Below are 23,560 nucleotides of genomic sequence, written 5' to 3'. Positions count from 1 at the left end.
TTTTTTATCCTTTAAATTGAAATAATTTAGATATTTTTGCTTTAAGACGTAATGAAACACTTAACATAAAGCAATTTTAACTGGATATGGAAAGACTAGACGAAATAGATATCAAAATATTAAGGATTTTACAGGAAGATTCAAAAAAAACCACTAAAGATATTGCTGAATCACTGCATTTAACCACATCGCCTGTATATGAAAGAATTAAATATTTAGAACGAAAAGGATACATAAAAAAATATGTAGCTTTAATTGATAAAAAGTTAGTTAACAAGCCGATTACCGCAATTTGTATGGTTTCCTTACGATATCATAATGAAGGATTTATTGATAAATTTGACAGTCAAATTAAAGCAATTAAGGAAGTTCAAGAATGCTATCATATGGCCGGGAAAGTTGATTTTTTTTTAAAGATAAATTTAGAAAGCCTTGATGCTTATCATGAATTTATAAGATCTAAGCTTTCAAAAATTGATAACATTGGGGTATTAGAAAGTTACTTTGTACTAAAAGAGATCATGCACACTACGGAATATGATATCTAATATTAGGATAGACTTTTTTTAAAATTGTATTAAAAATAGCTGTCATGGAATCAAATATCATAAAATCACATTAAATTTCCTTCCGTTGGCGACACTAGAAGTTAAAATCACCATGAAATAAAAAAAGTACCTTTAAATAATAATGAGAAGATTTTTGAATGCGATTTTTTTTTAAAAATAATAATGATTTATTTAAAAATAAAAATGAAAGTAAATGGTGTGAACTAACAACGATTAAATCTAACTTTATTGAAGATCTAATGTCTTTCGTTCCTTTTCGATGTTGGGGTTTTAATCATCTGCGCTTAAACATAGATCTATCCTTATATAAGGTAAACAGAGAGGACGAATTTAGAATAAGCGCTTTTTATATTATATCATTTTAAATTAGGATTACTGCAATTTCAAAATGAATTATTTTATGAATTATTCTAAAACTGCAATCTAACAAAATATAAAATATTTGGAAGCATCCAAATCTCAAAAAGGGACATCTGACTTTATATCTATTAAAAAAAAGAAGTAACTAAATATTAAGTTAAATAAAAAAATGCATTTTCCGAATTTACTATATCAAGCGGTAGTAAAGTGACTGCTGGAATTTCTTTACCAAAAATAAAGTGATCGACTAATTCTGCTAAGCCAAGATAAGCCTGGCGCTTCGGATTTTGATGAATTAAGAAATCGATCACACCGCGATTTAAATAAGATATATTTTCTTGAATTAAGTCATAACCAATTATTGCTATATCACTGCGGTTTAAATCATCTATAATTTCTGCTATTTGATATGCCTTGGAGGTAGTTATAAAAACACCTTCAATAGTTGGGTTTTCATCAATAAACTTTCTAAAAGTAGATTCTATATTTGGATTTTTTAGTTTCAAAGTAACTATGTTAGAATCTTCTATACCACTTTCAAAACAGTATTTTCTAAAGCCCCGTTCTTTTTCCTGCATGTGAACGGCGTTCTTATATCTCTCGTTAATATGTATAATCGCAACTTTCCCAATTCTTGATATCGAATGTAGTAATTTGGCTGCCACTCGACCACTTCTATATAAGTCTTGACCAACAAAATTTAAGTTTTGGTCGGTTTGCAGCTGATTATTAAATGTACTTACAATTATTTCTTTTTCCTGATACAAACCTATAGCTAGTAGCGCTTCTTTATAAAATAAGGGAGCTAATAAAACAGCATCTGGTGCAAGCGCTAAAACTGTATTATTAACTTCAACAAATGATTCAGTACTTTCAGGATCAAAATAATGACATTTTATAGACAAATTAAAGGCTTTGAATTCTTTAATTGCTTCATCGATTCCTTTAACACAAGGAAGCCAGTATGAATCGAAACTAGGATTAGGAAGAACTACAGCAATAGAATAGATCTTATTATTTTTTAAATTTCGAGCAATTAAATTGGGCTGATAATCTATTTCACTTAAAACAGCATTTACACTATCAAAAGCTTTTTGAGATACCTTACCTCTTTTATGCAACACTCGATCTACTGTGCCTTTAGAAACCCCAGCCAATGCAGCAATATCTTTAATTGTAAGTTTTTTATCCATAATCGACAAATATATAAAAACTTTGTATGAAACCGTTTTGATTTTTAATTTCTATTTGCTCACCTCCATCTAAAATTTTAAGAAAATTAAATGTTGTCACAAAAATTACTATCTTCCTACTTTTATTTTTAAAGATAAGAGTAGATTACGTTTTTAAAAAAATTATGCTTTCCATATTAAGATCTCAAAGTTTAAATACCGAAGTATCTTTTTAAAATCTGAATTTTGATTCAAGAAACAATATTTATTTTCGAAAAAAAGAAAGGCGTTTTTTTTCAAAATTTTCAATAAGTAAGCAAAAATTTTAACTGAAAGGTTCTTGTGAGATGAAAACAAAATCAAATATATCATTAATCAATAATAATCCAATAAGGGCAATTCTTAATAAAAAATGTGTTCGAACACATTTTTTATTAATTCATTTGTTTTTATTAAATAAAATATATAGTTTCGTAGTTCAAAGCTATTAAAGTAGTAATTTTTTCGACAAAAGACTTATATTAATAGTAGATAAACCTAGTTTTTACAACCGTTTAATAATATTTTTAACATATTTAAAGTGAAAGAAATAATCTCATTAGCACCCGGCAGAACATGTCTTTTTGGAGATCATCAAGATTATCTTGGATTACCAGTTATTGCTTGTGCAATCAGCAGAAGTATAAAACTGACAGCAAAGCAGAACGATACGGGAGTATTTAAAATAAATATGGTCGATATCAATCAAGTGCGAATAATCGATATCAACGAAATATTCACTGATTTAGCACCACGCGATTATTTTGCCTCTTCACTACGCGTCCTGAGAAGAAATGGTTGTGTGCCAGATTTTGGTTATGACATTACAGTAACTGGAAATATCCCTATAAATTCAGGAACCTCAAGTTCATCTGCATTATTGCTTGCTTGGATTAATTTCTTGGTACATGCATTTGGCGCTAACGAGGAAATCACTCCCGAGTTTATTTCTAAAATGGGGTATCTTTCTGAAGTGGTTGAACATGGTGAACCTGGAGGTATGATGGATCATTACAGTATTGGTGTTGGAAACATCGTTCACATTGATACTAGAGATCCTTTTTCTTTTACAGTAATCGGTACAGAATTAGGAGGCTTAATAACAGGTGTTTCTGGAGTTCCAAAGGAGACAATTGGATTAATTGGCGATTTAAAAGGAAATGCACTGATGGCAATTGGCACAATTAAAGAGCATTTTCCTGAATTTGATTTAAATACTACAGAAATCGAAGATTTAGACAAGTATCTTAACTATTTGCCGGATCGCTTAATTCCTTTCTTTGAAGCAGCTATTAAAAATCACCATTATACAAAAATGGCTTTAATTGAATTTCAAAAACCAGCTCTTGACTTAAAGAAAATAGGATCATTAATGAATCAGCATCACGAGGTGTTGAGAGATTTACTAAAAATAACTGTTCCAAGAATTGACGATATGATTAATGCGTCATTGAAAGCTGGTGCTTATGGTGCAAAAATTGTTGGTTCAGGCGGCGGCGGAAGCATTGTTGTAATGGCAGAACCGGGTAAAGAAGCTCCTATAGTTGAAGCTTTACTTGCAGCTGGTGCAGTCGAAGCGTACGCAGTAACTGTCGATCCAGGATCGAGAATCGAATAAATATATTAAAATTTAAAAAAATAATTATGCATACTAATTTAGTGATTTTAGCTGGTGGAGCTTCATCAAGAATGAAAAAACAAGTTGGATTAGAAAACTTATCTGCTGAAGAAATTGCACAAGCTAACGAGAGAAGTAAAGGTTTAATAGGTGTTGGACCAAATGGCCGACCATTATTAGATTATCTTTTATTGAATGCAAAAAGAGCAGGATATAAAAATATTTACATCATTATTGGAGAGCAGGGCGATTTATTTAAGGAGTTTTATGGTAATGAAACTAAAAATAATGATTTTCATGGCCTTAATATTTCTTTTGCAACTCAATACATTCCTGAAGGTCGAGTAAAACCATTTGGAACAGCTGATGCGTTATATCAAGCTGTTGAACAATATCCAGAATTAAATTCGCAATCATACTCTGTTTGCAACAGTGATAACTTATATTCAACCGATGCTTTATTAGCATTAAGGGAAACTGATTGTCCAAATGCATTTATCAGTTACGATAGAGACGCTATGGAATTTCCACTAGAGCGCATTTCCCGTTTTGCAATCGCAAAACTTAATAAGGAAGGATTTTTATTAGACATTCTTGAAAAACCTTCGGCTGATGTTCTGGAAGAATATAAAGACAGTGAAGGAAAATTAAGAGTGAGTATGAACGCTTTTAAATTTAATGGCGAACTACTTTACCCTTATCTTAAAAATTGTCCCGTTCATCCCGAGAGAGATGAGAAAGAACTTCCAACAGTTCTTTTAAACTCTCTAAAAGATAATCCAGACAGCGCATTAGGAATTCCTTTTTCTGAACATGTACCAGATTTAACGGCAAAAGAAGATATTGCTGAAGTAAAAGAATATTTAAAGAAGCATTATCCTGAATTAAACTGGGAAAACTAAAATAAGCTCGTCTATAAAGTAGAGTTGATTCCAAACAATCGAAATATAATTTTCATCATTGCTAAAAATATAAAATATGACCCAAATTAAAAGTACTGCAGGTAAAGAACAAGGCAGTGTATTGATTCCGATGGTTATTTTAACCTTATTGTTTTTCATTTTAGGTTTTGTAACTTGGTTAAACGGACCGCTAATTCCGTTTTTTGAATTAGCGTGTGAGTTAACGGAGTCTCAAGCTTACTTTGTTGCTTTTGCTTTTTACATCGCGTACTTTGTTATGGCAATCCCATCATCTTGGGTAATCGAAAAAGTAGGTTATAAAAATGGAGTCTCATTAGGCTTAATTGTTATTGCGATAGGTGCTTTTATGTTTTATCCTGCTGCTGAAACAAGAACATTTTTATTTTTCTTAGTTGCACTATTTGTTATGGGAACTGGATTAGCAATTTTACAAACAGCTGCAAATCCTTACGTTGTCGTAATTGGGCCACGAGAAAGTGCAGCTGCGAGAATTAGTATTTTAGGACTTGCCAATAAATTAGCAGGTTTTATCGCGCCATTAGCACTGACTGCACTGGTTTTGTCAAACATGAAGGACTACACAGCAGATAAAATTGCTGCACTTGATGCTGAGACAAAAGCTCAAGCTCTTGACGCATTAGCTTTACAATTACAAACTCCTTATATCTACATGGGAATTGTAATATTAATTTTAGCGGGAATAATTCGTTTATCGCCTTTGCCAGAAATAGATTTAGATCAAGATGGTAATGTTTCAAAACAAAATATTTGGAAACAAATGGCTAATGCTTTTAAGTTTCCGCAATTAGTTTTAGGAGTAATCACTTTGATACTTTACGTTGCAGCTGAAGTTATTGCAGGAGACACAATAGGAAAATTTGGTAAGCAATTAGGAGTTTATGGAGAAAATGGAGATTTATATTTAAAACTTACTTCCTTTACTATGACTGCGATGGTGATTGGATATCTTTTGGGAATTTCATTAATACCAAAATATGTTTCACAAGTTACTGCACTTAAAGCTTCAGGAATTTTAGGAATTATTTTAGTTTTATTAATTGTTTATATTGATGCTTCGATAATGATTCAATTACCATTTTTACCAGCGATGCCATTAGTAATTATACTTGTTGCATTAATGGGACTTGCTAACGCATTGTGTTGGCCGGCTATTTGGCCATTGGCACTTCAAGATCTTGGTGGCTACACAAAAATAGCAGGTGCTATTTTAGTAATGGGTATTATTGGAGGAGCTGTTTTCCCATTATTTTACGGCTATCTCGCTGAAATGATAAATGTTTCAAATGAAGAAGCAGGAATCACCGCAACTGCCAAAAGCGGAAACCAACTTGCTTACGTAATGCTTTTACCTGCCTATTTTATGATTCTTTTCTTTGCGATTAAAGGACATAAATATAGAAGCTGGTCAAGAAAATAATAAAAAATAATACCATAATTTCTAAATAAAACAGATAATGTTAAAAAGTAATATCGACAAGGCTACTGATTTTGAAAAAAGATTTGAAAATATCGATACCATCGTTTTCGAAAATTCATCTTATGCGTCTAAAGCTGTGGCAAAACAAATTGCAGCAGTTATTAAGTCAAAACAAGAAAAAAATCAACCTTGCGTCCTAGGATTAGCAACTGGGTCTTCGCCAAAGGGTTTGTACGCTGAATTAGTTCGCATGCATAAAGAAGATGGACTGAGCTTTAAAAATGTAATCACTTTTAATCTTGATGAATACTATCCAATGGAACCAGATTCTATTAATAGTTACGTTCGATTCATGAAGGAATTATTACTAAATCACGTAGATATTTTACCTGAAAATTATAATATTCCTGATGGAACTTTATCAAAAGAGCAAATCGCAGATTATTGTGCTAGTTATGAAGAAAAAATTGAAGCTCTAGGTGGAATCGATTTACAAATATTAGGAATTGGAGGAAACGGACACATCGGTTTCAACGAATCAGGTTCACTTCAAAACTCTAAAACAAGATTAGTTGCTTTAGATCATATTACAAGAGTAGCTGCAAGTAAAGATTTTTCTGGATTGAATAATACGCCTCGTACCGCTATCACATTAGGTGTTAAAAAAATAATGGAAGCTAAGCAAGTCATTTTAATGGCTTGGGGAGAAGGGAAAGCAAATATTGTTGAATCTTCAGTTGAAGGAGCAGTTACAAATCAAGTTCCTGCTTCATTCTTACAAGAGCACAACAATGCCGTTTTTGTTTTAGATAAAGAAGCAGGTTCGAAATTGACAAGAATTAATAGACCGTGGTTAGTTGACAAAATTGAATGGACTGAAAAATTGACTCGTAAGGCCGTTTTAGGATTAGCTCTTGATCTTAAAAAACCAATTTTAATGCTAACAGACGCTGATTACATCGAAAATGGGATGAGCGATCTACTTGCAGATTCTGGTCCAGCTTACGATATCAACATTAAAATTTTTAATAATTTACAGAATACCATTACAGGTTGGCCAGGCGGAAAACCAAATGCTGATGATTCCAATCGTCCAGAACGAGCAGAACCAGCTCGTAAAAGAGTCCTTATCTTTAGTCCACATCCAGATGATGACATTATAAGTATGGGCGGAACATTTATGCGTTTGCAGCAGCAAGGTCATGAAGTGCACGTTGCCTACCAAACTTCCGGAAACATTGCTGTCGCTGATGATGAAGCGCTGCGTTTTGCACGTTTTGTATGTGATTACAATGATAAATTTGGAATAAAAAGCCCAGAAGCTGATACTATTTATCAAAAAGCAATAGAATTTCTAAAAAACAAAAGGAATAGCGAAATAGACATTCCTGAAGTGCGATATCTAAAAGGATTGATTCGAAAAGGAGAAGCGCGTTCTACAAGTAACTTCGTAGGACTAACTGATGACCAAATTCATTTTATGGAACTTCCGTTTTACGAGACTGGAAAAATTGAGAAAAAACCTTTAGGTCCAGAAGATATTCAATTAACGATGGACTTAATTGAAAAAATAAAACCACACCAAATTTATGCTGCTGGAGATTTAGCAGATCCGCACGGAACACACAAAGTTTGTTTAGATGCTATTTTCAGCGCTGTGAAAAATCTAAAATCAAAAGACTTTATGAAAGATTGCTGGGTTTGGTTGTACAGAGGTGCTTGGCAAGAATGGGGAATTGATGAGGTTGAAATGGCAGTACCAATGAGTCCTGATCAAGTATTGGATAAAAGACATGGAATTTTTAAACATCAATCTCAAAAAGATGGTGTAGTATTCCAAGGATCTGATGCTAGAGAGTTTTGGCAAAGAGCCGAAGATCGAAATAAAGAAACTGCTGAATTATACATCCAACTTGGACTTTCAAATTATGCAGCAATGGAAGCATTTGTGAGATGGCATTACTAAAGATTTAAATTATAGTTTATAACAAGCCCTAAAGTAGAAAGTGATTTCGATTTTAGGGCTTGTTGATTAAAAACCTCTCTTAATCGAGAAGTTTTTTCCCCTAACAATACTTCTAATTTTAACTGGGTTAAATCAAACTCATTAACATGCTTACAATTATTTAAAAAGTAATGGAAGCGTAAATTCAACTTTAACTTATATAATTTTGCTTTAAGCAAATAATATTAAGATTTATAAAATTGATTTACAATATTGTATATATTTGAATACTAACTAACAGTAGAAAAAATAAATTAAAGTTTTAAAAATATAATCCATGAAGAAAATAGTGACATTTTTAGCAATTGCATTCTTAACTATCAATACGAGTGCGCAAGAGGTAAAGACTAGTAGTAAAGATAAAGCGAAAAAAGAGTCTTGTTGTGTTAAAAAAGACTCCAAATCAAAGGAAATGACTGCAGCTGAAGTAGCAAAATGTCAAGCAAAATGCAAAGCAGAAGGAAAAAAATGTGATTCCGGTTCAGGTAAGAAATGCTAATTTTAGTACTTACTTTTTGTATTAAATTCAAAAAATGCCTCTGAGATTTCAGAGGCATTTTGTATTTATAGCTTTTAATGGTAATTATTTATTTTGCTCTTACGCTCCATTCAAAATCCATTTCAGATACTTGAATTCCTTTTTCATCTGTTCCTATGGACTTCATCCAGAATGTTTGACCCTCTCCTGTTGCTAGAGTTTCTTGAATCGCTTTTTCTATTAAATGTCCGTCGTTACAAACGAAAGTTATTCTTCCAGTCGCTTTTTTAGTAAAATTACCTTTATTATTCGCAACCAACATAGAAATTTTTTTACCGCTTTTTTGGATTTGGAACATTACTAATGCACCAGTCGCAAGCTCTGCAGCCATTGCTTGTACTGCAAAATACATGGAATTGAAAGGGTTTTGATTAATCCATCTATGTTTGACAGAAACTACACATTTGTTTTCGTTAATCTCCTTTACTCGTACTCCACAGATAAATGCAGAAGGTAATTTAAACAACAAAAAATTATTAAGTTTTGATACGGTAAGTTTCATTATCAGTGGTTTTTTTGCTAAAATACAAAAAAATAGTATGCGTACATATAAAATACATTTGTTAATTTTATGTTAATTTTAGGTACTATGCGAAACAAGATACTGTCTTTTAGATATATATTTGCATAAGAAATTACTAGGTAGGCCAATTAGTATTCTAAAAAAGTTTCAATCATCATCAAAATCAAAAAATCATGGAATCAACAACTGACAAAAACATCGCAGCTTTTACACACTTAATTTCATTAACACAATATTTTATTCCATTTGGGAATTATATCTTTCCAATACTACTTTGGAGTTCTAAAAAAGACAAATCAGAATTTGTAAATCATAATGGAAAGCAAGTTTTAAATTTTCAATTAAGTCTATTCTTATATTCCATTTTGTTAATTATGATCGCCATTCCTTGTTTTCTAATTTCAATTTTCAATAATATTCCGTTCACAACAATTATTAATGAGAATAGTTTTAATATGTCAAATTTCAATTTGCATGATAATATTGGATTATTAACTCTTGGCCTAACAAGTCTTCTAATATTTGGAATGTTGAAAGTGGCAGAGTTTTTTCTAATTATTTATGCAGGAATCAAAACATCAAATGGAGAATACTTTAAATACCCAATAACAATTCCGTTTATAAAATAAATAGAAAAACGAAATTAGAATTCGAGACATGAAATAACACGAATACCCTAGCCCAGATTGCAATGAAAATCCTTTTTTTTTTAGCCGCGGCAAAAAAAAGATTGCAATGTAAAGCGGGAATTAGCTCCAAGAAAATCAAAATCATCAGCACGCCAGGTAATCAGACTGGCACATCAATCAAAAAGAGAACAGTTTAATCAACACAAAAACAAAACAAACGAATTATGAACATTGAAAACACAAAAGCCCAGATGCGCAAAGGTGTTCTCGAGTTTTGCATCTTATCAGTATTGAAAGAAAAAGATGCATACACATCTGAGATATTAGACACTTTAAAAAACGCAAAATTACTAGTGGTGGAAGGCACAATTTATCCGCTGCTCACAAGACTCAAAAACGACGGTTTGCTAAACTACCGTTGGGAAGAATCTACATCAGGACCACCTAGAAAATACTACGGTCTAACCGAAATAGGACAAACATTTTTAAACGAACTAAATAGCACTTGGACTGAATTGTCTGATGCTGTAAACCTTATAACCAACCAAAAACAATAGTCATGAACAAAACTGTAAATATAAACTTAGGTGGAATGTTCTTTCACATCGATGAAGATGCATTCCAAAAACTGACTCGTTACTTTGATGCCATAAAACGCTCTATATCTAACTCTTCAGGTCATGACGAAATAATAAAAGATATTGAAATGCGTGTTTCAGAATTACTTTTCGAAAAGCAAAAAAGCGATAAACACGTAATAGGATTAAAAGATGTAGATGAAGTTATAGCGGTTATGGGACAGCCTGAAGATTACATCATCGAAGATGAAGCTACTGCGGGACCTACTTACAATAACACTACTTCAAGAAGCACTAAAAAATTATATCGTGACAAGGAAAAAGGTATGATAGGTGGCGTTGCTTCAGGATTGGGATACTATTTTGGTATTGATGCTGTTTGGATAAGAATAGTTCTAATATTATTAGTTTTTGCAGGTTTTGGAACTGGAATTTTAGCATATATCATTCTTTGGATTGTAACTCCTGAGGCTATTACTACGACTGAGAAACTTGAGATGACTGGAGAACCTGTGACGATTTCGAATATTGAAAAAAAAGTAAGAGAAGAGTTTGAAAATGTTTCTGACAAACTAAAAAATGTTGATTACGACAAATACGGAAATCAAATTAGAAGTGGCGCTGATAAATTGGGAAACTCTTTTGGAGATTTTATCACTACCGTTTTTAAAATCTTCGCAAAATTTCTAGGTATAATTTTAATTCTTGCTGGTTTAGCAATGATCATTGTTTTCTTAGTAGGAGCATTAACATTAGGTTCAACAAATTTTAGCAACTTTCCGTTTCATCAATTTATAGAATCTGGAAATTTTACAGATTATCCTATCTGGGTTTTTGGATTATTACTTTTCACAGCAGTAGCTATTCCTAATTTCTTTTTGATGCTTTTAGGTTTTAAATTAGTGTCTCCAAGTTTAAAGTCGGTTGGAAATGTTGCAAAATACACTCTTCTAGCTCTTTGGATCATTTCGATAGCACTATTGATTTCTATTGGTGTAAAACAAGCCAGTGCCTTTGCAGTTGATGGAAGAGTTGTTAAAAAAGAAAATATTAATTTACAAGCTACAGATACACTTTTTATCAAGTTTAAGCACAGTGACTACTTTGCAAAAAATATTAGAGATCGTAATAATTTTATGATTACTCAAGATTCAACAGGAACGGATGTTATTTATTCGAATCAAGTAAGTTTGAGAATTGAAAGAACAGATGAAAAAGTAGCTTACATTCAAATTGAGAAGGAAGCGAAAGGTAAATCATTATCTGAAGCAAAAAACAGAGCGGGACAAATCAAATATAGTTACAGCATTGAAGGAAGTCATTTGACTTTAGACAATTTCTTACTAACTGATTTGAAAAACAAGTATAGAGATCAGGAAATTGAAATCACTTTATATCTACCAAAAGGTACTTTGTTGAAACCAGATGCTTCGATGACGAGCTACGATCGCACAGATGGAGATTATTTTTTATGGAACTCAGACTCCACAACTGAAATTTACAGAGTTGAAGATAATAAAATAAAATGCATCAACTGTAGTGATAAACAAACTGATGAGTACGAAATAACAACGGATAACGACAGCACTCAAACTTCAATTACAATCAATGAAAATGGTGTTACAGTAAAAGGTGATACTGTAAAAAATAGTACAAAGAAGTTTAAAGGATTGACGATAAACAAAGATGGTATAATCATTAAAACAAATTAGTCATGCTAAAAATAATCACGTTAATCACAAAATTTATTTTAGTTACTCTAGCTGCTGTACTTTTTGCATCTTGTAACCAATCATTAAGTTTAAACGCAATAAAAGGAAGCGGAAATGTCACAATCGAAAAAAGAACCATTGATGGTGATTTTAAAAGTATTGAAGTCAACAATTCTCTAGAAGTAATTATTGAACAAGGAGATAAAATCGAAATAATAGTAGAAGCTGACGATAATTTTCAAAAGCATATTAAGACGGAGATCGAAAATGGAACGCTCGTTATTTCAAGTGATAAGAACTCTTTCATGGACATGACTTCGAAAAAGATAACTGTTAAAATGCCTATAGTTGAAGAATTAGAGTCTACAACTAACTCAACAATCACAAGCAAAAATGTTCTTAAGGGAGAAAGTATCCGATTGAGTTCTTCAAGTGCTGGATCTATTAACATCTCCATTGAATCAGAAAATATCAGCTGTGATACAAGCAGTGGAAGTAGTATTACTATTAATGGAAAAGCTTTAAAGCTGAAAACTAATGCCTCTAGTGGAAGTGAAATTATAGCAAAAGCGCTCCTAGCAAACGAAGTCGATGCTGATGTATCAAGTGGAGCAAGTATTACTGTTTACCCAATTGTAAATTTAGTTGCAGAAGCATCTAGTGGTGGAAGCATTACTTATGAAGTCCAACCTAAAACGATTCAAAAACATGTCAGTTCTGGCGGAAGCGTAAGTAGAAAATAACATTATTTAGTATTATAGAAAAATCATCCACCAAAAGTGGATGATTTTTCTATATTTGTAATTCCGCTAATTGTTATTATCATGAAAAAATACAGCACCATACTCCTACTCGTTTTTTTTACAACGCTAACTTTCGCACAAAAGAAGGAAAAAATAAAAGGGTCAAAAACAGTAACCACAGAGCGTAGAGAAATAAATAAATTTACTGCTCTTATTGTGGAGGACAATCTTGAAATTCACTTAGAAAGAGGCGAACGAGCAGAATTAAAAATTGAAGCCGACGAAAATTTACAGGATATTATTTCGATTGATCAATATGATAATACATTACGAATTTTCACTACTAAACATGCTAGCAATTACAAAAAAATGATTGTAAGAGTCACTTATACTGATAATTTAAACCTAATTACTTCAAAAAATGAGTCTTCAATTAATGCAATTCAAGAACTATTATTGAACTCAGTAACTATAAAGGCGCAAGATGCCTCGAAATTATTTGTTAATGCTAATACCAAAGATTTTTTACTTCAAGCAGGCGACAAAACGAAAACAGAGCTCAATCTAAAATCAGATAATACTACAGTTGAATTAAATAAAAACGCAACTTTAAAAGCGTTAATCAGTACTTCTATTTTAAAAATAGATCAATATCAAAAAACAACTGCTTCAATAGAAGGAAATGCAACAAGCACATTAGTGAGACTTGATAATAACTCAGCGTTGACCGCTAACAAATTTGTCACAAAAAACGCTGAAATAAAAACCGAAAGTTATACCAACTGTAGCTTATTTGTCGAAAAAGAGGTAATAATCGACGCTACTAATAAATCAGAAATCCAACTTTTAGGTAATCCTAAAATAGAGATGCGCAAATTTGCTGATGAAGCTAAATTGATCAAGAAGCTGAAATAGAGCCTCTTTTACAAAGAGGTTAAAATTAGGATCGAAGTTATATTTACTTTAATTTGAATATCTTAAACTCATTCCAAATATCTACGTAAATGAAGATTAGCTATAAATAAAAAGTCCCAATTTTAAAAAATTGGGACTTTTTATTTACTTATATGATATGAAGATTACTCCTTTGCAGCTAAATATCTTTCAGCATCTAGAGCAGCCATACAACCAGTACCTGCAGCGGTAATCGCCTGACGATAAACGTGATCTGCAGCATCTCCTGCTACAAATACACCTTCTACATTAGTTTTCGAGCTTCCAGGAGTATTAATAATATAACCTGTTTCATCCAGTGAAATATATTCTTTAAAAATATCTGTATTTGGTTTGTGCCCAATAGCTACGAAGAAACCAGTTGCTGGAATCTCAAAAGTTTCGTTAGTAGTTTTATTTAAAGCTTTTACACCTGTTACTACTTGCTCGTCTCCTAAAACTTCAATCGTATCGTGATTCATTAAGATCGTAATATTTTCCGTTTTACGAACACGCGCTTCCATAATTTTAGAAGCTCTAAATTTTTCACTACGCACTAGCATCGTTACTTTTTTACAAAGCTTAGATAAATAATGTGCTTCTTCACATGCTGAATCTCCTGCACCTACAATTACTACTTCTTGATTTCTGTAGAAAAAGCCATCGCAAACTGCACAAGCAGAAACACCACCACCCATTTTCAAGTAATGTTGTTCAGAAGGTAAACCTAAATATTTAGCTGAAGCTCCTGTCGAAATAATTACTGATTCACAGTGTAATTCTTTCTCTCCATTAATCCATACTTTAAAAATATCTCCTGAAAAATCAACTTTGGTAGCCCAACCGTCACGCACATCAGTACCAAAACGCTCTGCTTGTGCTTGAAGTCCAACCATCATTTCAGGTCCAGTTATTCCTTCAGGATTACCTGGCCAGTTCTCCACTTCATTGGTTGTGGTTAGTTGGCCTCCAGGTTGCATTCCTTGATATAAAACCGGAAACATGTTAGCTCTAGCAGCATAAATTGCAGCAGTATAACCTGCGGGACCAGAACCTATAATAAGACATTTTAATTTTTCGATTGTATCAGACATAGTACGATTGTATTATAATTTTTAGTGCTGCAAATGTATGTTTTTTATTAAAAATTAAGCTCAAAAAACAATCACATTTAGCTATTTTCAAATAATCACAATCAATTTAGTATTATTCCTTGTGAAACAAAAAAAAAGTTTTACATTTGCACCCGATTACGGGGTGTAGCGTAGCTCGGTTATCGCGCCTGCTTTGGGAGCAGGAGGCCGCAGGTTCGAATCCTGCCACCCCGACAAAAAGCCGAACAGCAATGTTCGGCTTTTTTTGTAATGATAATTTAATGCATATGTATGTGGTTTATATCCTTTTTAGTAGAACTTCTTTAAAATTCTACACAGGGCAAACTGATAATCTAGAAAACAGATTACACAGACATAACGCTGGTTTGAGTCTATCAACTAAATATGGAAAACCTTGGGAATTAATTTATAAAATTGAATTGGTTGATCGTTCGCACGCCTTGCAATTAGAAAGTAAAATTAAAAAAAGAGGAGCTAAAAGATATTTAGAAGATATTAAATTCTTATAAAATTCAACGAAACACCCACCCATTGCGTCCCGCAATGGCGGGAAGACCAAGGGTTCGAATCCTGCCACCCCGACAAAAAGCCGAACAGCAATGTTCGGCTTTTTTTGTAATGATAATTTAATGCATATGTATGTGGTTTATATCCTTTTTAGTAGAACTTCTTTAAAATTCTACACAAGGCAAACTGATAATCTAGAAAACAGATTACACAGACATAACGCTGGTTTGAGTCTATCAACTAAATATGGAAAACCTTGGGAACTAATTTATAAAATTGGATTGGTTGATCGTTCGCACGCGGTGCAATTAGAAACTAAAATTAAAAAATGAGGAGCTAAAAGATATTTAGAAGATATTAAATTCTTATAAAATTCAACGTAACACTCACCTATTGCGTCCCGCAATGGCGGGAAGGCCGCAGGTTCGAATCTTGCCACCCCGACAAAAAGCCGAACAGCAATGTTCGGCTTTTTTTGTAATGATAATTTAATGCATATGTATGTGGTTTATATCCTTTTTAGTAATACTTCTTTAAAATTCTACACTGGGCAAACAGATAATCTAGAAAACAGATTATATAGACATAACGCTGGTTTGAGTCTATCAACGAAATATGGAAAACCTTGGGAATTAATTTATAAAATTGAATTGGTTGATCGTTCTCAAGCAGTGAAATTAGAAACAAAAATTAAAAAAAGAGGAGCCAAAAGATATTTAGAAGATATTAGATTATTATAAAGTTCAACCAAAAACTCAGCTACAGCGTCCCGCAATGGCGGGAAGGCCGCAGGTTCGAATCCTGCCACCCCGACAAAAAGCCGAACAGCAATGTTCGGCTTTTTTTGTACCCCTATTTTTAGACCTAAAACTTGAACTTGAGACGCAGCGAAGATACTTTCTGATTTCTGTGCAATCTTTACATACTTTTAATCCATAGCAATTACATGCATTTAATCTATAGTATAAGTCTTCTTATTAGTTAACTACATTATGTTTAAAGATTTAGACAAACCTGAATTTTGGTATTTCTGATTGAATCTATGTTCGAGAGTCATAAAAACTCCAAAATACTAAAGTACTTAGAATTATCACTCAATTCCTAGCCCAGATCGTAGCGAAAAGCTTCGATCACATTCCATTTTTTCTTGACAGAAAAGAGCGACCGGAGCGAGCTCCTTTTAAGGCTTTAGAAAAAACAGGAATCAGCGCGAGAACTTGAAGTGTATAGCTGGAATAGCTCCTTTAAAAATTAATCGTCGATAGAATTAAAAATCATCAATCAGCAAGGAATCAGACATTAAGAAATGTTTGCAAAATAGATTTTTAGAAACCATAAATAATTGTATTTTTACGGTTCAAAATTTACAAAAATAAATGGGCAAAATCATTGCGATTGCTAATCAAAAAGGAGGCGTTGGAAAGACTACAACATCAGTTAATCTTGCCGCTTCATTAGGCGTTTTAGAAAAAAAAGTACTTCTTATTGATGCTGATCCACAGGCAAATGCCAGTTCTGGATTGGGAATTGACGTTGAGTCTGTTGTCATTGGTACGTATCAAATTCTGGAACATAGTAACACTCCTAAAGAGGCTATAATCAAATGTTCCGCTATAAACGTTGATGTTATTCCTTCACATATCGATCTTGTTGCCATTGAAATAGAATTAGTCGATAAAGAAAATCGTGAATATATGCTTAAACAAGCATTAGAAAGCGTGAAAGATGACTATGACTTTATCATTATTGATTGTGCACCATCACTAGGACTATTAACATTGAATGCTCTTACTGCAGCCGATTCCGTTATTATTCCAATTCAATGTGAATATTTTGCCTTAGAAGGTTTAGGAAAATTATTAAATACGATAAAAAGTATCCAAAAAATACACAATCCAGACTTAGATATTGAAGGATTACTTTTAACCATGTTTGACTCTAGATTACGTTTATCGAATCAAGTGGTTGAAGAGGTTCAAAAGCATTTTAACGATATGGTTTTTGACACAATTATTCAAAGAAATGTGAAATTAAGCGAAGCACCAAGTTTTGGCGAAAGCATTATCAATTATGATGCAACTAGCAAAGGCGCAACTAATTACCTCCACTTAGCTCAGGAAGTTATCAAGAAAAACAGCAAATAGTTTTATGGCAAAAGCAATAAAAAAACAAGCCTTAGGAAGAGGTTTATCGGCATTACTAAAAGATCCTGAAAACGATATCAAATCTGTAGATGATAAAAATGCAGATAAAGTTGTAGGTAATATTATTGAGCTTGAAATTGAAGCTATTGAAATAAATCCATTTCAACCTAGAAGTAATTTCAATGAGGAATCATTGAGAGAGTTAGCTACTTCGATCAAGGAATTAGGTGTAATCCAACCTATTACTGTTAGAAAATTAGATTTTAATAAATACCAATTAATCTCTGGTGAACGACGTCTTCGTGCTTCAACTTTAGTTGGATTAAAAACCGTTCCCGCATACATCAGAATTGCTAATGACAATGAGTCGCTCGTAATGGCACTTGTGGAAAACATTCAGCGTCATGATTTAGATCCTATCGAGATTGCACTTTCATACCAGCGATTGATTGACGAAATTCAATTGACACAGGAGCAAATGAGTGAGCGTGTTGGTAAAAAACGATCTACAATTGCAAATTATTTACGCCTTTTAAAACTAGATCCAATTATTCAAACAGGGATTCGCGACGGTTTTATCAGTATGGGTCACGGTCGTGCAATTATAAACATTGAAGACCAAGACATACAAACTGATATCTATCAAAAAATTGTTAGTCAAAATCTTTCGGTTCGCGACACAGAAGCACTTGTTAAAAATTACCAAGAAAGCTTAAAACCAAAGCCAGTAAGTAAAACAAAAGCTGCTTCATTTGAAATAGGCGAATCTCAAAAAAGTAAGTTTACAAATTACTTTGGCACAAAAGTGGATGTAAAAGTCGCTGGAAATGGCAAAGGAAAAATTACAATTCCATTCCATTCTGAAGAAGACTTCAACAGAATCATTAAATTAATTAACGAGTAGTGAGTAAGATTATATTCATAGTTCTATTCTTTCTTACAACTGGAACCGCAACTGTTTTTGCTCAAGCGAAGACCGAGGGAGTTCTAGTTGCTAAAGACACATTAAAGTCTAAAGATATTGATCCATTGACTCCTGCCAAAGCTGCGTTTTTTTCAGCGGTATTACCTGGTCTTGGACAAGCATATAATAAGAAATATTGGAAAATACCTTTAGTTTACGGGGCTTTAGGAACAAGTATCTATTTTTATGTGGATAATAATAAAAAATACCATCAGTATAGAGATGCTTACAAGAGTAGACTTGAGGGCTATGTGACGGATGACTTGGCTTTTCTAGACAACAATAGATTAATCGCTGGGCAAAAGTTCTATCAAAGAAATCGTGATTTATCAGCCTTAGTTACAATTGCTTTTTATGCTCTGAACATTATTGACGCAAACGTAGACGCGGCTTTAATCCAATTTAATGTTGATGAGAATTTATCAGTAAGACCAGTACTTTATCCTAACGATGTAACATTCAAAACAAATGTGGGACTAACGCTTAACTATAGCTTTTAGTTTAGTGCTTATAAAGATGGATTAGTAATAGAAATTATGTCCGTTATTAAATTTCTGAATAAAATTAGAAAGTTATAATTTTTAATGAAAGTAGATTTAGTTTTAATTACAGTAGTAAATTATTTTAATTACTGAAGATTGAAAAAGTTTTGAATGAATAATTTTTGTTCGAATATTATAATGGAATCTTTAAAGCGTTTTTACTTTAAGTCATATCAAATTACACAAAAATTAAAAAAAATAAAAGAATGAAAATTGCGCTTTTAGGATACGGAAAAATGGGACAAGTGATTGAAAGAATTGCGATTGAAAGAGGTCATGAAATCGTTTTGAAAAAAGACGAAAACAACACCTTCGAAGGTCTTTCTAATGCTGACGTCGCTATCGATTTTAGTGTTCCATCTGCGGCAGTTTCAAACATCTCAAGTTGTTTTCACGCTAATGTGCCAGTAATTTCAGGTACAACAGGATGGTTAGAGGATTACGAAGAAATGGTTCAATTGTGTACCGATAAAAAAGGGGCGTTTATATCTAGTTCTAATTTTAGCTTAGGAGTAAATATATTTTTTGAAATCAATGAGTATTTAGCAAAAATCATGTCTAAATTTGATTCCTACTCCGTTGGAATGGAAGAAATTCATCACACTCAAAAACTTGACGCGCCCAGCGGAACTGCGATTTCACTTGCAAAAGGTATTATTGAAAATAGCTCATACAATGAATGGACTTTGGAAAACGCAACTGCAAATGAAATACATATCGAAACCAAAAGAATAGGTACTGTACCAGGTACACACAGCGTAACGTACAATTCAGCTGTTGATGCAATAGAAATCAAGCATACCGCGCACAATCGTGAGGGTTTTGCTCTTGGTGCCGTAATTGCTGCTGAATGGATTGTGGGCAAAGAAGGTGTTTTCACAATGAAAGACGTACTCGAGCTTTAAAAACGATTTAGAACAGAAATTAGAGTTTCTAAATCCAAGAATAAATTAATAAAAGAAAAGACTGCCAAAATAATAAGATTGGCAAATATCAAAATCAAAATAGCATATTATGTCAGTATATCAGTGGTTTATATTTTTTCTACTTGTTCAAATCGTACATTTTTTAGGAACATGGAAACTATATGAAAGTGCAGGAAGAAAACGTTGGGAAGCAGCTGTACCTGTCTACAACGCGATTGTTTTAATGAAGATTATAAAACGACCTACTTGGTGGACTATTTTATTATTCCTTCCGATAATAAATTTAATCATTTTTCCAGTAGTTTGGGTTGAAACCTTACGCAGTTTTGGAAAAAGATCTGCCTTAGATACCTTCTTAGGAATCGCTACGCTTGGCTTTTACATTTATTATGTAAACTATACTCAAAAATTAGAATATATAGCAGATAGAAGTCTAACACCTCAAAGCAAAACAGCTGACACAATCAGTTCCCTACTGTTTGCAGTTATTGTTGCTACAATAGTACATACTTATTTAATTCAGCCGTATACTATACCAACTTCTTCACTTGAAAAATCATTACTTGTTGGTGACTTTTTATTTGTGAGTAAAATGAATTATGGAGCGCGTGTTCCTATGACAACTATTGCTTTGCCAATGGTCCACGACTCGATTCCATTGACAAAATTAAAATCTTATTTGACCTATCCGCAACTTCCTTACATGAGATTGCCCGGAATTCAAAATATTGACCGCACTGATATTGTAGTTTTTAACTGGCCTGTCGATACCGTTTACAAATTTTTTGACACATCAAAAAGACGCGCTTACAAACCTGTAGATAAAAAGTCAAATTATGTTAAAAGATGTGTTGGAATTCCTGGTGACAGTCTATCAATCAAAGATGGAATTGTATATATAGATGGTAAAATATTGCAATTACCAGAGCGTGCAAAACCACAATTTTCATATAAAATTGCTTTTGACGGAAAAACTCCTGTGAATTTAGAATATTTGTTTAAAGATTTAGACATCACAGATCCGGCATTTTTTACTGATGACACTAAAAGAGACACACTAATTTTAAGTGCGTTAACTGAAGCTGGAGCTTTAAAATTCGAAAACACACCTGGCATTACAGCCGTTGTAAGACAAATATCTAAAACTGCTGATAACGGCGTTTTTCCTCATATTAATAAGTGGAATAAAGATAATTATGGTCCAATATATGTCCCTCAACAAGGAAAAACGGTGGCTTTAACAATGGAAACATTACCATTGTATAAAGCGATAATAACTGATTACGAGAATAATGAATTGAAAGTTACCGGATCAGAAATTAGAATTAACGGTGAGGTAGTAAATAGTTATACTTTTGCTCAAAATTATTACTGGATGATGGGAGATAATCGTCACAACTCTGAGGACAGTCGTTATTGGGGATTCGTCCCTGAAAATCATATTGTAGGTAAACCAGTTTTTATTTGGCTAAGTATTGATCCAAATGGTAAAGGAATAAATAAAATACGTTGGGACAGAGTGTTCACTACGGTGAGCGGCGAAGGTCAACCACAATCTTATTTTAAGCTATTTCTTCTTGGATTAGTAATTTTCTTCGTTGGAGAATACTTTTGGAAAAAACGAAAAGAGTCTAAAGTTTAGTTACTAGAATTTAAAGTTTGAGGCAGTAACTCAAATTATTTCCTCGAACTTTAAACTTTAAAATTTAATAAAAAAATGAATACGCTATTGCACCCTACCTATTTCCCATCAATAAGTCATTTTGTGGCTATAGCGCAATCTGAAAATGTAACTTTTGAAGTAGAGGATAATTTCCAAAAGCAAACTAATCGCAACCGCACCTACATTTACAGTCCTAATGGAATTCAGCTATTAAATATTCCCATAAAACATTCGAAAGAAAACAGACAAAAAACTAAGGATATTAAAATTGAGCCAGAATTTGATTGGCAAAAACAGCATTTTAAATCTTTAGAAACCGCATATAGAAGTTCGCCGTTTTTCGAATTTTTTGAAGATGACCTTCGTCCCATTTTTGATCGAAAGTATATATTCCTACTTGACCTCAATTTTGAGGTACTTGAAATTGTGCTAAAATGCATGCGAATGAAAGTAGACTTTGGCAAAACTCTCGAATACTTTCATGAAATCGGGGATAATTCTGTTATTGATTTACGAAATTTAGTAGAAGGAAAAAAAGACAATTCCACATTTCAAAATTACACTCAAGTATTTGATGATAAATATGGTTTTATAAATAATCTGAGTGTTTTAGATTTGCTTTTTAATGAAGGTAAATACGCGATGGACTATTTAAAAGAGCAAACCTTAATTATAAAATAGGCAAATTTTATTTAGGCGTGACCCTAAATATTGCTTCGTCATTCCTCCTCACAAATTTGGGTCGGGCTTTTTGTTCCCGCTTTTTTATTAAAGTGATAAACATCACTCCAATAAAAAGAGCTTCACTTCAATCCCTCACGCAAAAAAGTATTGAAATTAACAACATATTTATTCGTACGATAACCGAGTCATTATAGGAAAATGATCTGAATTGACAAAATCAGGAAAGCTTTCAAAACTTTTAACTGTCATTTTATCATCAGCAAATATGTAGTCAATTCTCGCCGGATAATATCTAAATTTATAAGTTGCACCAAAGCCCGTTCCTGCTTCTTCGAATGCATCTTTCATCTTCCCTTTAATACTTCTGTAAACGTACGAGAAAGCACTATTATTCATGTCTCCACAAATAATAATGGGATACTTGCATTCGTTTTTATGCTCTCTAAAGATTTCTGCTTGTTGCTGCTGTTGTTTAAAAGCTTTGCTAATCCGTCTAAAAAGTTTCTGTGATTTTTGCTGATTAATAACATCTATATTTTCATCAATTTCATTGACGTCAGGAGAGATTTTGATTGATTGCAAGTGCATATTATAAACACGGATAATATCCTTTCCTTTTTTGATATCTGCAAAAACGACATTATTATTAGAGTTTGGAAAAACAATATTTCCTTGATCAATTATAGGGAATTTGGAAAATATGGCTTGTCCCGTTTTTATCTGATTTCCGGTCGTAAAAATATAACGATGTGGATAAACTTTTAAATCAATCTTAGCGGAAGCAGCATATTCCTGAATGCACAAAATATCAGGGTTTTTATCATTTATAAAACCCAAAATATCAGCTGGGACGTCATCTCTATCTATCCATTTAAAAACATTCAACAAGCGCACGTTATAACTCATTACTGTAAAATCTTTCTCTTCGACAGAAAATGGAGGAGTAGAAAATTTATAGAACTTATTAATAAAAGTTATTCCTAGCAGTAAAACTAAGCCGGATACAATCAATTGTTTTTTAAATTGAAATGCCCAGTAAATAAAAAACATAGCGTTTAAAACGAAAAATAGCGGCATAAACAATGTCAAAACCGATAACAGAGGAAAAGATTTTGGCGCTAAGAATGGTAGAACATAAGCAATGAAAGTCACAAGAGTAAGGACAATATTAAAAAAAAACATTCCTTTATTAAACCATGACAAATTTTTCATTTCGTATATTTTTTTGATTTTAA

The 23,560-nt window shown here is 32.6% G+C and carries 24 protein-coding genes and 1 tRNA gene; 21 read left to right on the top strand and 4 right to left on the bottom strand.

What is annotated here, in order from left to right:
* Window positions 1-86: 86 nt before the first annotated feature.
* Window positions 87-548, top strand: coding sequence for an Lrp/AsnC family transcriptional regulator (locus BC961_RS11325; protein WP_121925966.1), 462 nt, complete (start codon window positions 87-89; stop codon window positions 546-548).
* A 533-nt stretch (window positions 549-1,081) separates the two neighbouring features.
* On the opposite strand, the gene BC961_RS11315 is transcribed toward BC961_RS11325, so the two are convergent.
* Entirely contained in the window at window positions 1,082-2,122 is a 1,041-nt protein-coding gene (locus tag BC961_RS11315; RefSeq protein WP_121925964.1) for a LacI family DNA-binding transcriptional regulator, read from the bottom strand.
* A 559-nt stretch (window positions 2,123-2,681) separates the two neighbouring features.
* Here BC961_RS11315 and BC961_RS11310 point away from each other — a divergent pair.
* The 5 genes from BC961_RS11310 to BC961_RS11290 all read left to right on the top strand — a co-directional run bounded on the left by BC961_RS11310 (window position 2,682) and on the right by BC961_RS11290 (window position 8,623).
* Complete coding sequence (locus tag BC961_RS11310; protein ID WP_121925963.1) at window positions 2,682-3,758, top strand: GHMP family kinase ATP-binding protein; 1,077 nt, start codon at window positions 2,682-2,684, stop codon at window positions 3,756-3,758.
* Window positions 3,759-3,784: 26 nt separating this feature from the next.
* Entirely contained in the window at window positions 3,785-4,660 is an 876-nt protein-coding gene (locus tag BC961_RS11305) for a sugar phosphate nucleotidyltransferase (RefSeq protein ID WP_121925962.1), read from the top strand.
* Window positions 4,661-4,736: 76 nt separating this feature from the next.
* Window positions 4,737-6,119: a sugar MFS transporter gene (locus BC961_RS11300; protein WP_245980904.1), complete on the top strand. Its 1,383-nt coding sequence runs from the start codon at window positions 4,737-4,739 to the stop codon at window positions 6,117-6,119.
* A 37-nt stretch (window positions 6,120-6,156) separates the two neighbouring features.
* On the top strand, window positions 6,157-8,085 hold the full coding sequence (nagB, locus tag BC961_RS11295) for a glucosamine-6-phosphate deaminase (protein ID WP_121925961.1): 1,929 nt from the start codon (window positions 6,157-6,159) through the stop codon (window positions 8,083-8,085).
* Window positions 8,086-8,401: 316 nt separating this feature from the next.
* Window positions 8,402-8,623 (top strand): hypothetical protein, encoded by a 222-nt coding sequence (locus tag BC961_RS11290; RefSeq protein WP_121925960.1) that lies wholly within the window; start codon window positions 8,402-8,404, stop codon window positions 8,621-8,623.
* 88 nt (window positions 8,624-8,711) lie between these two features.
* Here BC961_RS11290 and BC961_RS11285 read toward each other — a convergent pair whose 3' ends face one another.
* Window positions 8,712-9,164, bottom strand: a complete 453-nt coding sequence (locus BC961_RS11285; RefSeq protein ID WP_121925959.1) for a DUF4442 domain-containing protein — start codon at window positions 9,162-9,164, stop codon at window positions 8,712-8,714.
* A gap of 194 nt (window positions 9,165-9,358) precedes the next feature.
* Between BC961_RS11285 and BC961_RS11280 the strand changes: the two genes are divergently transcribed.
* The 5 genes from BC961_RS11280 (at window position 9,359) to BC961_RS11260 (ending at window position 13,762) form a co-directional block, all read left to right on the top strand.
* Window positions 9,359-9,814 (top strand): DUF4870 domain-containing protein, encoded by a 456-nt coding sequence (locus tag BC961_RS11280; RefSeq protein ID WP_121925958.1) that lies wholly within the window; start codon window positions 9,359-9,361, stop codon window positions 9,812-9,814.
* 224 nt (window positions 9,815-10,038) lie between these two features.
* Window positions 10,039-10,371 carry a PadR family transcriptional regulator gene (locus BC961_RS11275; protein WP_091255259.1) on the top strand — a complete coding sequence of 111 codons (333 nt, stop codon included), beginning with the start codon at window positions 10,039-10,041 and terminating at the stop codon, window positions 10,369-10,371.
* A 2-nt stretch (window positions 10,372-10,373) separates the two neighbouring features.
* A complete protein-coding gene (locus tag BC961_RS11270; RefSeq protein ID WP_121925957.1) occupies window positions 10,374-12,104 on the top strand; it encodes a PspC domain-containing protein in 1,731 nt (576 codons plus the stop codon).
* 2 nt (window positions 12,105-12,106) lie between these two features.
* A complete protein-coding gene (locus tag BC961_RS11265) occupies window positions 12,107-12,847 on the top strand; it encodes a head GIN domain-containing protein (RefSeq protein WP_121925956.1) in 741 nt (246 codons plus the stop codon).
* Between the two features lie 81 nt (window positions 12,848-12,928).
* Window positions 12,929-13,762, top strand: coding sequence for a GIN domain-containing protein (locus BC961_RS11260; RefSeq protein WP_121925955.1), 834 nt, complete (start codon window positions 12,929-12,931; stop codon window positions 13,760-13,762).
* A 164-nt stretch (window positions 13,763-13,926) separates the two neighbouring features.
* On the opposite strand, the gene trxB is transcribed toward BC961_RS11260, so the two are convergent.
* Window positions 13,927-14,874: a thioredoxin-disulfide reductase gene (gene trxB, locus BC961_RS11255; protein WP_121925954.1), complete on the bottom strand. Its 948-nt coding sequence runs from the start codon at window positions 14,872-14,874 to the stop codon at window positions 13,927-13,929.
* Window positions 14,875-15,033: 159 nt separating this feature from the next.
* Between trxB and BC961_RS11250 the strand changes: the two genes are divergently transcribed.
* From BC961_RS11250 to BC961_RS11205, 10 genes are all read left to right on the top strand, one after another.
* Window positions 15,034-15,108, top strand: a tRNA-Pro gene (locus tag BC961_RS11250).
* Window positions 15,109-15,155: 47 nt separating this feature from the next.
* The gene (locus tag BC961_RS11245; RefSeq protein WP_245980903.1) at window positions 15,156-15,404 is read left to right on the top strand and encodes a GIY-YIG nuclease family protein; all 249 of its coding nucleotides are present in this window, start codon (window positions 15,156-15,158) and stop codon (window positions 15,402-15,404) included.
* Window positions 15,405-15,524: 120 nt separating this feature from the next.
* Window positions 15,525-15,734 carry a GIY-YIG nuclease family protein gene (locus BC961_RS11240; protein ID WP_245980900.1) on the top strand — a complete coding sequence of 70 codons (210 nt, stop codon included), beginning with the start codon at window positions 15,525-15,527 and terminating at the stop codon, window positions 15,732-15,734.
* A 159-nt stretch (window positions 15,735-15,893) separates the two neighbouring features.
* Complete coding sequence (locus BC961_RS11235) at window positions 15,894-16,142, top strand: GIY-YIG nuclease family protein (protein ID WP_245980899.1); 249 nt, start codon at window positions 15,894-15,896, stop codon at window positions 16,140-16,142.
* A gap of 636 nt (window positions 16,143-16,778) precedes the next feature.
* Window positions 16,779-17,546 carry a ParA family protein gene (locus BC961_RS11230; RefSeq protein ID WP_121925950.1) on the top strand — a complete coding sequence of 256 codons (768 nt, stop codon included), beginning with the start codon at window positions 16,779-16,781 and terminating at the stop codon, window positions 17,544-17,546.
* Between the two features lie 4 nt (window positions 17,547-17,550).
* Window positions 17,551-18,450 carry a ParB/RepB/Spo0J family partition protein gene (locus BC961_RS11225; RefSeq protein ID WP_121925949.1) on the top strand — a complete coding sequence of 300 codons (900 nt, stop codon included), beginning with the start codon at window positions 17,551-17,553 and terminating at the stop codon, window positions 18,448-18,450.
* Complete coding sequence (locus BC961_RS11220; protein WP_121925948.1) at window positions 18,450-19,010, top strand: DUF5683 domain-containing protein; 561 nt, start codon at window positions 18,450-18,452, stop codon at window positions 19,008-19,010. Before BC961_RS11225 ends, BC961_RS11220 begins: the two co-directional genes overlap by 1 nt.
* A 248-nt stretch (window positions 19,011-19,258) precedes the next feature.
* Entirely contained in the window at window positions 19,259-19,957 is a 699-nt protein-coding gene (gene dapB, locus BC961_RS11215) for a 4-hydroxy-tetrahydrodipicolinate reductase (RefSeq protein WP_121925947.1), read from the top strand.
* 109 nt (window positions 19,958-20,066) lie between these two features.
* The gene (lepB, locus tag BC961_RS11210; protein WP_121925946.1) at window positions 20,067-21,620 is read left to right on the top strand and encodes a signal peptidase I; all 1,554 of its coding nucleotides are present in this window, start codon (window positions 20,067-20,069) and stop codon (window positions 21,618-21,620) included.
* Between the two features lie 75 nt (window positions 21,621-21,695).
* A complete protein-coding gene (locus tag BC961_RS11205; protein WP_121925945.1) occupies window positions 21,696-22,322 on the top strand; it encodes a WbqC family protein in 627 nt (208 codons plus the stop codon).
* 168 nt (window positions 22,323-22,490) lie between these two features.
* Here BC961_RS11205 and BC961_RS11200 read toward each other — a convergent pair whose 3' ends face one another.
* Window positions 22,491-23,537, bottom strand: a complete 1,047-nt coding sequence (locus BC961_RS11200) for an endonuclease/exonuclease/phosphatase family protein (protein WP_121925944.1) — start codon at window positions 23,535-23,537, stop codon at window positions 22,491-22,493.
* Between the last annotated feature and the right edge of the window lie 23 nt (window positions 23,538-23,560).

Origin of the sequence: Flavobacterium weaverense, from assembly GCF_003688495.1 — a bacterium.
In the GTDB taxonomy this organism is placed as follows: domain Bacteria; phylum Bacteroidota; class Bacteroidia; order Flavobacteriales; family Flavobacteriaceae; genus Flavobacterium; species Flavobacterium weaverense.
This window is presented reverse-complemented; position numbering and strand designations above follow the sequence as displayed.

Bases quoted from the DNA above. Each gene is read 5' to 3' on its own strand.
- BC961_RS11325 (WP_121925966.1), top strand. From the start codon at position 87: ATGGAAAGACTAGACGAAATAGATATCAAAATATTAAGGATTTTACAG.
- BC961_RS11315 (WP_121925964.1), bottom strand. From the start codon at position 2,122: ATGGATAAAAAACTTACAATTAAAGATATTGCTGCATTGGCTGGGGTT.
- BC961_RS11305 (WP_121925962.1), top strand. From the start codon at position 3,785: ATGCATACTAATTTAGTGATTTTAGCTGGTGGAGCTTCATCAAGAATG.
- BC961_RS11300 (WP_245980904.1), top strand. From the start codon at position 4,737: ATGACCCAAATTAAAAGTACTGCAGGTAAAGAACAAGGCAGTGTATTG.
- nagB (WP_121925961.1), top strand. From the start codon at position 6,157: ATGTTAAAAAGTAATATCGACAAGGCTACTGATTTTGAAAAAAGATTT.
- BC961_RS11290 (WP_121925960.1), top strand. From the start codon at position 8,402: ATGAAGAAAATAGTGACATTTTTAGCAATTGCATTCTTAACTATCAAT.
- BC961_RS11285 (WP_121925959.1), bottom strand. From the start codon at position 9,164: ATGAAACTTACCGTATCAAAACTTAATAATTTTTTGTTGTTTAAATTA.
- BC961_RS11280 (WP_121925958.1), top strand. From the start codon at position 9,359: ATGGAATCAACAACTGACAAAAACATCGCAGCTTTTACACACTTAATT.
- BC961_RS11275 (WP_091255259.1), top strand. From the start codon at position 10,039: ATGAACATTGAAAACACAAAAGCCCAGATGCGCAAAGGTGTTCTCGAG.
- BC961_RS11270 (WP_121925957.1), top strand. From the start codon at position 10,374: ATGAACAAAACTGTAAATATAAACTTAGGTGGAATGTTCTTTCACATC.
- BC961_RS11265 (WP_121925956.1), top strand. From the start codon at position 12,107: ATGCTAAAAATAATCACGTTAATCACAAAATTTATTTTAGTTACTCTA.
- BC961_RS11260 (WP_121925955.1), top strand. From the start codon at position 12,929: ATGAAAAAATACAGCACCATACTCCTACTCGTTTTTTTTACAACGCTA.
- trxB (WP_121925954.1), bottom strand. From the start codon at position 14,874: ATGTCTGATACAATCGAAAAATTAAAATGTCTTATTATAGGTTCTGGT.
- BC961_RS11245 (WP_245980903.1), top strand. From the start codon at position 15,156: ATGCATATGTATGTGGTTTATATCCTTTTTAGTAGAACTTCTTTAAAA.
- BC961_RS11240 (WP_245980900.1), top strand. From the start codon at position 15,525: ATGCATATGTATGTGGTTTATATCCTTTTTAGTAGAACTTCTTTAAAA.
- BC961_RS11235 (WP_245980899.1), top strand. From the start codon at position 15,894: ATGCATATGTATGTGGTTTATATCCTTTTTAGTAATACTTCTTTAAAA.
- BC961_RS11230 (WP_121925950.1), top strand. From the start codon at position 16,779: ATGGGCAAAATCATTGCGATTGCTAATCAAAAAGGAGGCGTTGGAAAG.
- BC961_RS11225 (WP_121925949.1), top strand. From the start codon at position 17,551: ATGGCAAAAGCAATAAAAAAACAAGCCTTAGGAAGAGGTTTATCGGCA.
- dapB (WP_121925947.1), top strand. From the start codon at position 19,259: ATGAAAATTGCGCTTTTAGGATACGGAAAAATGGGACAAGTGATTGAA.
- lepB (WP_121925946.1), top strand. From the start codon at position 20,067: ATGTCAGTATATCAGTGGTTTATATTTTTTCTACTTGTTCAAATCGTA.
- BC961_RS11205 (WP_121925945.1), top strand. From the start codon at position 21,696: ATGAATACGCTATTGCACCCTACCTATTTCCCATCAATAAGTCATTTT.
- BC961_RS11200 (WP_121925944.1), bottom strand. From the start codon at position 23,537: ATGAAAAATTTGTCATGGTTTAATAAAGGAATGTTTTTTTTTAATATT.